Annotated in this window: 11 protein-coding genes and 1 tRNA gene; 4 read left to right on the top strand and 8 right to left on the bottom strand. The window is 58.9% G+C overall.

The genetic code is table 11. The features are described 5' to 3' along the window. Positions 1-57 precede the first annotated feature (57 nt). Complete coding sequence (locus G1C97_RS01475; RefSeq protein ID WP_417852197.1) at positions 58-657, top strand: sugar O-acetyltransferase; 600 nt, start codon at positions 58-60, stop codon at positions 655-657. Positions 658-664: 7 nt separating this feature from the next. Here G1C97_RS01475 and prmC read toward each other — a convergent pair whose 3' ends face one another. The 5 genes from prmC to G1C97_RS01450 all read right to left on the bottom strand — a co-directional run bounded on the left by prmC (position 665) and on the right by G1C97_RS01450 (position 4,751). After that, positions 665-1,543 (bottom strand): peptide chain release factor N(5)-glutamine methyltransferase, encoded by an 879-nt coding sequence (gene prmC / locus G1C97_RS01470; protein ID WP_169240179.1) that lies wholly within the window; start codon positions 1,541-1,543, stop codon positions 665-667. A 142-nt stretch (positions 1,544-1,685) separates the two neighbouring features. Continuing rightward, positions 1,686-2,774 carry a peptide chain release factor 1 gene (gene prfA / locus G1C97_RS01465; RefSeq protein ID WP_100496219.1) on the bottom strand — a complete coding sequence of 363 codons (1,089 nt, stop codon included), beginning with the start codon at positions 2,772-2,774 and terminating at the stop codon, positions 1,686-1,688. 132 nt (positions 2,775-2,906) lie between these two features. Further along, positions 2,907-3,119 (bottom strand): 50S ribosomal protein L31, encoded by a 213-nt coding sequence (rpmE, locus tag G1C97_RS01460; RefSeq protein WP_169240178.1) that lies wholly within the window; start codon positions 3,117-3,119, stop codon positions 2,907-2,909. Positions 3,120-3,353: 234 nt separating this feature from the next. Beyond that, positions 3,354-3,427 (bottom strand) — tRNA-Ile (locus G1C97_RS01455). 100 nt (positions 3,428-3,527) lie between these two features. Further along, positions 3,528-4,751, bottom strand: a complete 1,224-nt coding sequence (locus G1C97_RS01450; RefSeq protein WP_169240177.1) for an ROK family transcriptional regulator — start codon at positions 4,749-4,751, stop codon at positions 3,528-3,530. A gap of 231 nt (positions 4,752-4,982) precedes the next feature. Here G1C97_RS01450 and G1C97_RS01445 point away from each other — a divergent pair, with 231 nt between their 5' ends. From G1C97_RS01445 to G1C97_RS01435, 3 genes are all read left to right on the top strand, one after another. Continuing rightward, on the top strand, positions 4,983-6,503 hold the full coding sequence (locus tag G1C97_RS01445; RefSeq protein WP_169240176.1) for a xylulokinase: 1,521 nt from the start codon (positions 4,983-4,985) through the stop codon (positions 6,501-6,503). A gap of 252 nt (positions 6,504-6,755) precedes the next feature. Continuing rightward, positions 6,756-7,058: a hypothetical protein gene (locus G1C97_RS01440; protein WP_169240175.1), complete on the top strand. Its 303-nt coding sequence runs from the start codon at positions 6,756-6,758 to the stop codon at positions 7,056-7,058. A 214-nt stretch (positions 7,059-7,272) separates the two neighbouring features. Further along, positions 7,273-7,617, top strand: coding sequence for a hypothetical protein (locus G1C97_RS01435; protein WP_169240174.1), 345 nt, complete (start codon positions 7,273-7,275; stop codon positions 7,615-7,617). A 327-nt stretch (positions 7,618-7,944) separates the two neighbouring features. Here G1C97_RS01435 and mmsB read toward each other — a convergent pair whose 3' ends face one another. The 3 genes from mmsB to G1C97_RS01420 all read right to left on the bottom strand — a co-directional run bounded on the left by mmsB (position 7,945) and on the right by G1C97_RS01420 (position 12,120). Next, complete coding sequence (gene mmsB / locus G1C97_RS01430; protein WP_169240173.1) at positions 7,945-9,156, bottom strand: multiple monosaccharide ABC transporter permease; 1,212 nt, start codon at positions 9,154-9,156, stop codon at positions 7,945-7,947. A 115-nt stretch (positions 9,157-9,271) separates the two neighbouring features. Beyond that, positions 9,272-10,813 carry a sugar ABC transporter ATP-binding protein gene (locus G1C97_RS01425; protein ID WP_205832486.1) on the bottom strand — a complete coding sequence of 514 codons (1,542 nt, stop codon included), beginning with the start codon at positions 10,811-10,813 and terminating at the stop codon, positions 9,272-9,274. Positions 10,814-11,010: 197 nt separating this feature from the next. Beyond that, the gene (locus G1C97_RS01420; RefSeq protein ID WP_169240172.1) at positions 11,011-12,120 is read right to left on the bottom strand and encodes a substrate-binding domain-containing protein; all 1,110 of its coding nucleotides are present in this window, start codon (positions 12,118-12,120) and stop codon (positions 11,011-11,013) included. Positions 12,121-12,361 lie beyond the last annotated feature (241 nt).

The raw sequence follows: 12,361 nt of genomic DNA, 5'->3' as shown, positions 1-12,361 counted from the left end.
ACCACCGAGCTTCCGCCTGTCGAACTGCGCCGTCCACGGGCCAGCGAGCGCGAGGAGATGCTCGCCGGCCGTCTTTACAATCCCGCTGATCCGGAGCTCACTGCTTTGCGAGATAAGTCCGCCGATCTATGCACCCGATTCAACGCCACATCACGTGCCGATCACGCCACCCGTACCGCCATTCTCGACGAACTGCTGCCCGGGCACGGCAAGAACCTTGATATTCTCGGTCCGGTTTTCTTCGATTACGGATGCCACACCACCATCGGTGACCGCGTGTTCGCCAATTTCAATTTCACCGTGCTTGACTGCGCCCCGGTCACCATCGGCGACGATGTGCTGTTCGGTCCGAACGTCTCTCTGCTGCCGCCGATGCATCCGTTGCGTTGGCAGGATCGTAACGTACGTCAAGCTCCGGATGGTTCGATGTACGACTACGAATACGGCAAGCCGATTGTGATCGGTTCGAATTGCTGGTTTGGCGGCAATGTGACGGTAATCGGAGGCGTGACTATCGGCGAAGGCTGCGTGATCGGTGCCGGTTCGGTAGTGACTCGCGACATCCCGCCTCACACCGTCGCCGTAGGCAACCCCGCTCGTCCGATTCGTGAAATCACTGATAAGGATGCATCAGCTTTGCAATATTACGCGCAGTGACCGTTCGTTATTTTTCCGAGAACAGATATCGGTCGCGGCCGGTCCAATCCTTACCGGTTGAAGCATTGGCAAACCCAATGGCTCGCGCGTAGGCCACCAGTCGATCGCCTTGGCTGATATCGTGCTCCATAACGAGCGCCCCACCCGGCTTCAGCAGGCGGTAGGCACGCTCGATAATGCGCTCGGGAATCAACGTGCCGTCCGCCGAGCCGCCGTACAAGGCAAGCTCGGGATCCCAGTCACGCACTTCCGGCTGTTCGGGAACATCGGTTTCAGGCACATACGGCGGATTGGTAATCACCATGTCCACCGTGCCGTCGAGCTGGGCCAGTGTGACCAGCGATGTGGCATCGCCGATTTCCAGCTGATAATTCGAAGCGATGGAAGGATACTTCTTGGCCGTGTGCGTCAAGTTCCTTCGCGTCCATTCCGCTGTGCGGGGGGACAGCTCCACGGCCCATACCTGGCTTCCCGGCACTTCGGTGACCACGGCAAGCCCAATCGCACCTGAACCGGCGCACAGATCGACCACACGCGGATGCATAAGCCCGTGCTGGGTTATCCAATCCAGCCCTGCCTGAACCACGGTTTCGGTTTCAGGGCGCGGAATAAACACACCCGGACCGACTTGCAAATCCAAATACCTGAACGGCGCATGCCCCACGATATATTGCAACGGCTCACGCTTGGCCCGACGGTCCACCATACCCTGGAATCGGGTCTCGTCATACTCAAGCGCGCTACCCATGAGCATGGCCTTATCCACATCGCGCAGTTCCGCTCCGGCCGCTTCGGCCAGCAGCAGTTTCGCATCATGCTCAGGAGTCTCGATGCCAGCCTCGCGCAATCGCGCCGAGGCATCACGAACCACACTACTTACGATCACACCCAGCTCCTTCCCGAATATGGAACTACGCTATTCGGCAAGGCTTTGGCTGGCATATGTGATGTCCGACCGTAAAGACTTGGCCAGAGCGGCCCGGAGCGTGTCGGACATCACATATGCCAGCCAAAGCCGCACGCACTAATTACTGCTGGTTGGCCAGGCGCTCGGCCTCATCGGCCTGGATATCCGAATCGATGACGGCCTGCAGATCGCCATCAAGTACGGCATCCAAGTTGTACGCCTTGTAATTCGTACGGTGATCGACGATACGATTCTCCGGGAAGTTATAGGTACGGATTCGCTCGGAACGATCCAGCGATCGCACCTGCGAGTGACGCATATCAGCGGCCTCTGCAGCTTCCTGCTCATGTTTCATAGCCAGCAGGCGGCTCTTCAGCACGCGCAGGGCTGCGGCACGATTCTGAATCTGCGATTTCTCATCCTGCATGCTCACCACGATGCCGGTGGGGATATGGGTCATACGCACGGCGGAATACGTGGTGTTCACCGACTGTCCGCCGGGGCCGGAGCTCATGAAGATATCGATCTTCAGATCCTTCGGATCGATCTCGATCTCATCATCGTCCTCGTCGGCTTCCGGGAACACGATCACGCCAGCGGCGGAGGTCTGGATACGTCCCTGCGATTCGGTGACCGGCACGCGCTGCACACGGTGCACGCCACCCTCATACTTCATCGACGCCCATACGCCATCTTCCGGAGCGGGAGTGCCCTTGGCACGGATGGCGATCTGCACATCTTTCACGCCGCCAAGTTCGGTGGTGTTCTCGGATTGGACAACGACGTTCCAGCCGCGCTTCTCTGCGTAACGCGTGTACATACGCAGCAGATCGCCGGCGAACAGCGCGGCCTCTTCGCCACCGGTTCCGGCCTTGATCTCCATGATGGTGTCGCGCGCATCATCCGGATCGCGCGGAATCAATGCAGTGCGCAGCTTGTCTTCCACCGTCGGCAGTTCAGCTTCAAGACGTTTGGCCTCTTCGGCGAAGTCTTCGTCCTCAGCGGCCATTTCGCGTGCCGCTTCCAGATCATCCTTGACTTGCAGATAGTCCTTGTATGCGCTGACGATGGAGCCAAGTTCGGCATGGCGACGACCCAGCTTGCGCAGTTTGTCCGGATTGGACACGATTTCGGGACTGGCCATCTGCTGCTCGATGGATTCGTATTCCTCAAGCGCGGTAGCCGCCGCGGGGAACTGTTCGTCTGCCATGACGATTCCTTCCATGGTTGACATTCAAAAAACGAAAGAAATTAAGGGGAAATGGATACAAAAACGCCAGTCCTACCGGTGTTGGGCGCGCGAAAAAACGCGCCGAGCCGGACTGGACTGGCGTGAAGTATGCTACTTGCTCTTCTTGCCGTAGCGACGCTCGAAGCGAGCAACACGGCCACCGGTGTCGAGAATCTTCTGCTTGCCGGTGTAGAACGGGTGGCACTGGGAGCACACGTCAACAAACATGTGATCTCCCTTGCCAGCAGTGCGGGTCACGAAGGTGTTGCCGCACGAGCACGTCACCTCAACGGGGTGATAATCAGGATGAATACCCTGCTTCATTGTTGTCTCCTATGGATTCGGGGGACCCGGGTCGTCATGCCCCTATGGCAGACGTGAACCGGAACTTCTGGAAGTGTACTCTCGCGGCTGGACTGCCAAAACCATCATCGCCGAAGGGAGCTCGCACGTGCGCCATCACGTGCTTCACCGAGAACTCCGCAAGCAATAATCGACCGACAAGCACGCAACCGTTTCAGGTTTCAGATATGCCAACAAGAGCCCGGTAAAGAAAAGTGGGGCCGCAGGGGCTTGAACCCTGGACCGGGCGATTATGAGTCGCATGCTCTAACCGACTGAGCTACGGCCCCATGTTCGCTGCGAAACAGCCAACTTGCCAAAGTGTAGCACGACCCCACGCTCACCGACGAGACAGGCCACGCTGCCGCCTTCCCGAATACTCCATGGACGTCACTCCATGAACGTCAAAGGACTGTCGATAAACCGGCGCAATCCCATCTCAGCCGCACCATAGAGCGAGGGATGTGAAGCCACAGGCGGTACGAACACTCGAATCTTGGCATTGGGGTAGCCCAGAATTTCAGAGCGCAGACGACCGGACAGCACGTTGGCCAGCTCATCGCCGAAATGCTCCCATAGGCCACCGAGCAGCACGGTATCCACATCCACCAGATTCACCGCGGACGCGATGGCGGACACCAATGCGTCTGCAGCCTGATCGACCACGTGAGCTACGACCGGATCCCCGGCATTCCACCGTTTGAGGAATGTATTGATGGCTTCGCTGCTGGTCGCGTCTGCCCCCTCGGTGATTTTGGCCGCTTCAACCAACGCCCGGCGCCCGGCGAACGCCTCAAGGCATCCATGTCGTCCGCAACTGCACAGCGGTCCGTCCATAGCCACCGACAGATGACCGATTTCTCCGGCGAATCCGTGCGACCCCATCACCACTTCGCCGTCACGCACCACCGCGCCTCCGATGCCGATGTCCGTGGAAAGATAGATGAAGGAATCCATGCGGTCCACCACGTTCAGGAAATTGGCCCGTTGCGTGGCATAGCCCGGGATCTGGGCGATGGCCGCCATCTTCGCCTCATTGCCGGCCACCACGTCCAAACGTCGCACCACGTTGAAACGGGTCAGATTCACGTTCTCCCAGCCGAGGTTCCTGGCTACCAGCAACCACATATCGTCGGTCACGATGCCCGGCAATGCCAATCCCGAGCCGACGACCCGACAACCGCGACGCTTCAACCGGCTTTCCAACGGGAAGGTCATGGCATCAAGCTTGGCGAAGATCTCATAAGGATCCGTGCCGGTCATGTCTTCGCTGATCCACTCGCGTCCCAACGTGTCACCGTTCAAATCAAGAGCCAAGCATCCATAACCATCCGTGTTGATCTGCAATCCGATGCCCGCGATATGGCCACCCTGTATCTGCAGCGGAGTGCTGGGGCGTCCATAGGTAGTGGAGACCACCGGGTCTCCCTCGCATACCACACCGCTGTCAATCAGCATTGAGGCAAGCAGGGAAAGCGTGGCCTTGGTCAGTCCGGTTTCCTTGGCCAGATCGGCACGGCTCATAGGCTTCTGTGACCGCAACAGGGTGTCGAGCGTTACCGAGAGATTATGGTTACGCAGATCCTCCTGATTGATTCTGCGCAGATTTGGCATCCTCCCCAACCTCCTCACCTTCCCTTGAGTCGTAGACAGTATAAGCGACCGAGAGCGCTCTCAAAGCATTCCACCCAGGAACAACGAGCGCCCGCGAGCTGCATCCGGGCACGCATCTTCGCGTGTTTCCGTTTGCAATCGCACGTTGCAATACAGTATAGTTTAATCGTCTAACTTATTGGTTATGGCGCGCCGCGAATAGAGAGCGCGACCCTCATCGAGGAGGAATGCATGACAAGAGTACTGGTTGCCGGTGTCGATACGTCAACCCAATCCACCAAAGTCCGCATCACCGATGCCGCCACGGGAGAGCAGGTCCGTTTCGGTCAGGCCAAGCACCCCGACGGCACATCCGTCAATCCGGAATTCTGGTGGGAGGCGTTCCAGAAGGCGGCCGAACAGGCCGGCGGCTTGGATGATGTGGCCGCTCTCGCCGTCGGCGGCCAGCAGCACGGCATGGTGATTCTGGATAAGCAGGGCAACGTGATCCGTGACGCCATGCTCTGGAACGACATCAGTTCCGCCCCGCAGGCCGCCGCCCTGATCGACAAGCTGGGAGCAGCGCCGGCCGAAGGCGACGAACCCGAGGACGTGACCGCCCGTGGCAAGCAGCGCTGGGTCAAGGCCGTCGGCTCCTCCCCCGTGGCCTCCTACACGCTGACCAAGGTGGCTTGGGTGGCGGAAAACGAGCCTGAAAACGCCAAGAAGATCGCCGCCATCTGCCTGCCTCACGATTGGCTGAGCTGGCGCATCGCCGGCTACGGTCCGGTGGCCGAAGGCGAGGACGCCCATCTTGATGCCCTGTTCACCGATCGCTCCGACGCCTCCGGCACCATCTACTACGACGCCGCTCACGATGAGTATCGCCGTGATCTCATCGCCATGGTGCTGACCCCGGCAGAGGGCGAGGAAGCCGCCAAGGCCCATGCCGACACCATCGTACTGCCCACTGTGCTTGGCCCCACCGAATCCGCAGCGGTACAGGCCTCCCCCGCCGTCGCCGGCAAGGATGTCGAAGGCGGCTGCATCCTGGGCCCGGGCGGCGGCGACAACGCCATGGCCTCGCTGGGCCTCGGCATGGCCGTAGGCGATGTTTCCATTTCACTGGGCACTTCCGGCGTGGCCGCCGCCATCGCCGAAAACCCGGTGTACGACCTCACGGGCGCAGTCTCTGGATTCGCCGACTGCACGGGTCACTATCTGCCTCTTGCCTGTACGATCAACGGTTCGCGTATCTTGGACGCCGGTCGCGCGGCTCTCGGCGTGGATTATGATGAGCTGGCCGATCTGGCTTTCAAGTCCGAGCCCGGTGCCGGTGGCATCACGCTGGTGCCGTACTTTGACGGCGAGCGCACGCCGAACCGCCCGGATGCCACCGCTTCTTTGACCGGTCTGACACTGCACAACACCACCAAGGAAAACCTTGCGCGTGCGTTCGTGGAGGGTCTGCTGTGCTCCCAGCGCGACTGCCTGGAACTCATCCGCTCTCTCGGCGCTCAGATCAGCCGTATTCTGCTGATCGGCGGCGGTGCCAAATCCGTGGCCATCCGCACGCTGGCCCCTTCGATCCTGGGCATGGACGTAACCCGCCCGGCCACCGACGAGTACGTGGCGATCGGTGCGGCGCGTCAGGCCGCTTGGGTGCTTTCCGGCGAGGCGGAACCGCCCGCATGGAAGCTCAACATCGAGGGCGTGGAAACCGGCGAGCCTACCGAATCCGTCTACGCCGCCTACGCCAAGGCCCGCGGCTGAGCTTCAACACTGCGTATCATCAACCCGGATCGCAACTTCAGGCCGTCAGCCAAGAATCAACACTCATGCAATATGCATGCGTCGTTCTGGCTGACGGCCTTTTGTTGCCAGAGCATCACATCGTTGCGATACTGGCTCCGCGGTAAGCTCGGCCGGCAATCCTGACATAGCGGATGCTCGTTACGCCATACCATGTTGCGTTATAGCGACCTCGCTATAATCAAATGGCTTGCACTTTTTTGGAGAAACCTTATGAATGATCGCTCACGTATGATGCTGTACGCCCTGACCGCCTTGGCCTGTGTCGTCTGGATCTGGCAGTCTGTCCAGGAATCAATGGCGGACGGCACTATGATCAGTACGTCGAACATCATCTTTCTGGTGTGTATCGGCATCGCCGCCATCTATTGCGCGGCCAATGCCCTGATGTTGTGGTGGCACCAGCCCGGCAATGACGACAAGGGCGACGCACCGACCGACGATCATGACGACGACGCTGACGCCGACACTGACGAGCCCACGGAAGATGACGATTCCGAATCGCACAGCAACTGACCCTTCATTCCCTTCCGACAAACCGACCTTAATCACAACACATCGATAACTTTTCAGGCGGCGACGGCACAATCTGGCGGTTGCCGCTTTACTATTATGCTCAGGTCTTATATTGCCGTTTTATCGCAATCCACCGCTGGCCGAGCAGCGGAATCTGCGTAATCACAACGGCACTGCACATAGACACATGGGCACACATCATCAAAGGAGCATCATGGATTCAGCCACCATGGAAATTGCCATCAGCGCAGCGCTAGGCGTCGTTTGTGTCCCCTGCGGCACATTCCTTGGCCTTATTCCGATGAAGGCCGATCAGGTAACCACCAAACAGTCGCGCGCCTCACAGATGATGTGCTTCATCATCGCACTGGTGTTCATCGGTCTGCTTATCGCCGAACGAGACATGGAAACATGGGCCATCGTGGCCGGTCTGCTCATCGGTTTCGGCATCGGCAAGATTCCGCCTTTCCATCAGTGGGCGCTTGCCAAGTGGCCGTTCCTTGAGCCCAAGAAGCCTGTCGCCAAGCCAAAGCGCGTCAAGAAGGCCAAAAAGAAGTAAGCACCTACGCTTGCGGCTACGCAACAAACCGGCGTTATGCATGCGGTCCAATGAAGCCCGCGTACATAACGCCGGTTTTAGTGTCTTTGTCCTCACTAGGTATGCAGCTATGTATGCAGCAAGATGGTCCCGCCACGCACATAGTGAGGGTCGGAGGGCACACCGGACCAGCGCACGCCGCACACGCCGCGCATGAGTGCCCCCATACGTGCGAAAAAGGGACGCCGCATCAGCGACGCCCCTTTCGGAGGAGGAAGGGAACTATGGGTTCCTATCCTTGTGGGGTTCGATTCGTTGGAAGATTCGGACCGAACCCCACGGCTGTTCTCAGCCCTTCTTCTTCTTGGAGAGCAGATCGTAAGCCACAGCGGCGATGACCACGAGGCCCTTGATGGTCTTGACCCAAGCGGCGTCCACACCCATGATGGACAGACCCTGGTTCAGCACGCCCATGATCAGTGCGCCAACCATAGCGCCCGGAATGGTGCCGATGCCACCGGTAACGGCCGTGCCACCGATGAAGCAGGCGGCGATGGCGTCCATCTCGAACTCCATACCGGTCTGTGCGGAAGCGGAAGCCAGACGGGAAAGGGTGATGATGGAGGCGATGGAGACCAGGAAGCCCATGTTCAGGAAGATCTCGAAATCAACCTTCTTGGTGTCGATGCCGGAGAGGATGGCGGCCTTGCGGTTGCCGCCGACGGCGTAGACGTTACGTCCGAAGACCATGCGGTTGAGGACGAAGTAGTACACGCACACCAGCACGCCGATGATCACGAGAACGATCGGGATGCCGCCCTGAGTGGCGTTGCCGGACATGGCCAGCAGGTAGGTGACGTAGCCGATGGCGAGCGCGGCGACGACGCACTTCAACACCACGAAGCTCATCGGCTGTGCGGGCAGACCGTTCTTGACGGCCTTGGCGCGCTTGGTCAGCTGGCTCCAGATCACCAGCACGATGGCGGCGATGCCGACGATCAGCGCGGTCAATGCGTACGGTCCGACGAAGATGGTCGGCACATAGTCCTTGGAGATGGCGCGGAAGGCGGCGTTGGAGACCGGGATGGACTCGCCGGCCACGACAGTGGCGAGACCACGGAAGATGAGCATGCCGCCCAGGGTGGTCACGAAGCCGGGGACGCCGACGTAGGCGACCCAGAAGCCATGCCATGCGCCGATGACCAGGCCGATCGCGATCATGAGCAGAATCGCGGCCCACCACGGTACGCCGTGTTTCATGGCCAACGCGCCGACACCGCCGATAAAGGCGACCACGGAACCCACGGACAGATCAATGTGGGTGGCGATGATGATCATCAACATACCGATGGCGGCGATCAGCACGTAGGCGTTCTGCTGGAACAGTGCGACCACGTTGTTCGGGTTCAGCAAACGGCCCGAGGTCAGAATCTGGAAGACGACGATGACCAGCACGAGGGCCAGATAGATGCCGTAGGAGCGCATGTTGCCCAGCAGCAGGGACTTGAGGCTCTGCTCCTCGCCCTTCTTTGCGGCGGGGGAAACGGTTGCGGTAGACATTTGGAAATTATCCTTTCAAAGCTTCTTTGCTATAGGCGCTTGAAACGCCGGATTCGCGAAGGCCCGTCAAGCCGAAGCGCTGACGTTGCGCCGGACTCGACAAACCGGGACGACGTCAGGCGAAGACCTGATCCTTGGGCAGGGCCGTCGGAGAAGTCATGTACTTCATCAGCTCCTCCTGATTGGTGGTCTTGGCATTGAACACACCGGTGATCTGGCCCGCACTCATGGTGTAGATGCGGTCACAGATGCCCAGCAGCTCGGGCAGTTCGGAGCTGATCACCACGACGGCGGAACCGGAGTCGGCCAACTGGTCGATGATCTCGTAGATGTCGTACTTGGCACCCACATCGATGCCTCGTGTCGGCTCGTCCAGAATCAGCACCTTGGGGTCCGTGGCCATCCACTTGGCGAGCACGACCTTTTGCTGGTTGCCGCCGGAAAGGTTGCCGGCCGGCATTTCGATGGTCGGCGCCTTGGTGCGGAACTCCTTGCGGTACTTCTCAGCCGTTTGCTTCTCACGGGTCTCGTCCACCACACCCAGTTTGTTGGACAGTTCCTTGAGGCTGGCCAGAGACGTGTTCTCGCGGATGGTCTTCATAAGGTTCAGGCCATAGACCTTACGATCCTCGGTGGCGTAGGCCACGCCATGATCGATGGCGGAACGCACGGTCGGGAACTTGACTTCCTTGCCTTCCACGAAGATCTTGCCGGAGGCGTTGGTGCCGTACTGACGGCCGAACACGCTCATGGCGGTTTCGGTACGGCCTGCACCGATCAGTCCGGCCATGCCGACGATCTCACCGGCGCGCACGTTGAAGCTCACGTTCTTGGCGACCAGTCGGTTTTCGTCGAGCGGATGATGCATCTTCCAATCCTCGACACGGAACATCTCCTTGCCGATATGCGGCTCGTGCACCGGATAACGGTTGGTCAGCGGGCGACCCACCATGTCGCGGATCAGCACATCCTGATCCAGCGGATGCTCGGCGTCAATGTCGATGTGGCTGATGGTATGACCATCTCGAATCACCTGCACGGCGTCTGCGGAGTAGGCGATCTCGTTGAGCTTATGGGAGATGATGATGGCGGTGATGCCCTGCTCGCGGCGTAGGCCGTCAATCAGGTCAAGCAGATTCTTGGAATCCTCATCGTTCAGGGCGGCGGTCGGCTCGTCCAGAATAAGGAGCTTCACGTTCTTGGTCAGGGCCTTGGCGATTTCGACCAGCTGCTGCTTGCCAACGCCGATGTTGGAGATCAGGGTGTCCGGGTTCTCATCCAGACCGACCTTCTTCATCACATCGTAGGCGATCTTGCGCTGCTGGTCGGCATCGATCGCGATGCCCTTCTTTTTCTGGTTGCCCAGGAAGATGTTCTCCTGGATTGACATATATGGCACCAGTGCAAGCTCCTGATGGATGATCACGATGCCCTTCTCCTCGGAATCGCGAATCGTCTTGAACTTGCAGGTTTCGCCGTTGTATACGATGTCGCCCTCGTAGGTGCCGTACGGGTACACGCCCGACAGCACGTTCATCAAGGTTGACTTGCCGGCGCCGTTCTCACCGCAGATCGAGAATATCTGGCCCCTCTTGACCGTGATATTCACGTCGTTCAATGCGGTGACCGGGCCGAAGCGCTTTACGATATGACGCATCTCAAGAATCACGTCACCGTTTGTAGCCACAGTTACCTCCTCCGATAGTAATGTCCCTGTGCATGGTGGAGGCGCCGTACCGCAACGATGCAGTGCGGCGCCTCCTGTTCTGTGAGCTAGCTGCGAACTGCCATAGTCCGCGTACTTCTCTTGAGTTCGTTATGCCTTATGGCTGGTGATCGGCTTCCTCTGTACGATCACAGGCCGGCATCGGCAGCGGAGATATAGCCGCCGTCGACGAGGACTTCCTTGAGGTTGTCCTTATCCACGGTGACCGGGGTCAGCAACTGGGACGGAACGTCCTTGGTGCCGTTGTTGAAGGTATCCGGAGCGGACGGCTCCTTGCCGTCGACGAGGGCCTTGATCATCTCAGCGGTGGCCTTGGCCAGCTCGCGGGTGTCCTTGTAGACGGTCATCGACTGCTTGCCCTGGACAATGGCCTGAACGTTGGCCTTCTCAGCGTCCTGTCCGGTGATGATCGGGTAGTAGTCCCAGCCGGCGGCTTCAACGGTGTTGTAGGTACCGGTTGCCTCGGCGTCGTTCTGAGCGAGCACGGCGTCAAGCTTGGTGCCATCGTTGTAGAAGGAGTTAATTCGGTTCTCCATCTCGTTCTGGGCCTTCTGGCGATCCCAGTTGTCGATGCCGATGGACTGCCAATCGTCAGCGGAAGACGGAACCTTGCCGGACTTGGACTGCAGCACGCCGGACTTGAAGTACGGTCCGAGCACATCCCATGCGCCCTTGAAGTAGTAGCCGGCGTTGTTGTCGGTCGGAGAGCCGGCCATGAGCTCGACATTGAACGGGCCCTTCTGACCATCCTTCAGACCAAGCTTCTGCTCGATGTACTCGCCTTGCATGCGGCCGACGTCCTCCAGAGAGAAGGTCGCGTAGTAGTCGACGGCGTCGGTGTTCATGATAAGGCGGTCGTAAGCGATAACCTTGCCACCGTTGGCGGCCACCTGCTCTGCGGCAGCACCGGTTGCGGTGCCGTCGATGGAGGCGATGACCACATAGTTCATGCCGTTGTTGGCCATGTTCTGAATCTGGGAGGTCTGCAGATCGGTCTTGCCATCTGCATACTGCAGAGTGACGTCGTAGCCGTAGCCTTCAAGCTGCTTCTTCAGGTTCTCGCCATCGATCTTCCAACGCTCAAGCATCTGCTCAGGCATTGAAATGCCGACCTTGACGCTATCGGAGCCGCTGTTGCCACCGGCAGTGGTGCCACGCGTTCCGCCGCCGCAGGCAGCCAGTGGGACGAGCATAGCAGTCGCGGCAAGTACGCCGAGAGCCTTGGTCCACTTATTCATGGGGATTCCTTTCGTCATTGATAGGAACTTTGTTTCCTCTTCCTTGCGGTCCAGCAGCCTTCGCTGAACCTGTAAAAAATATACCACATAGTTTTTTGGTTTAACAATTACCAATTGGCTACTTTCGCTGAAATTGAGCCATTTTTGACGTATTTGATTCGTCCGTCTAACTAATTGTGAGCGGTAACAATGACAGTTTTTCAACATTCCACTAAACTATGACACACGTGATCTCATCGTT

The organism is Bifidobacterium olomucense, assembly GCF_012932375.1.
Classification (GTDB): domain Bacteria; phylum Actinomycetota; class Actinomycetes; order Actinomycetales; family Bifidobacteriaceae; genus Bifidobacterium; species Bifidobacterium olomucense.
Note: the sequence above shows the minus strand (reverse complement) of the source record. Positions and strands in the feature narration are given on the sequence as shown.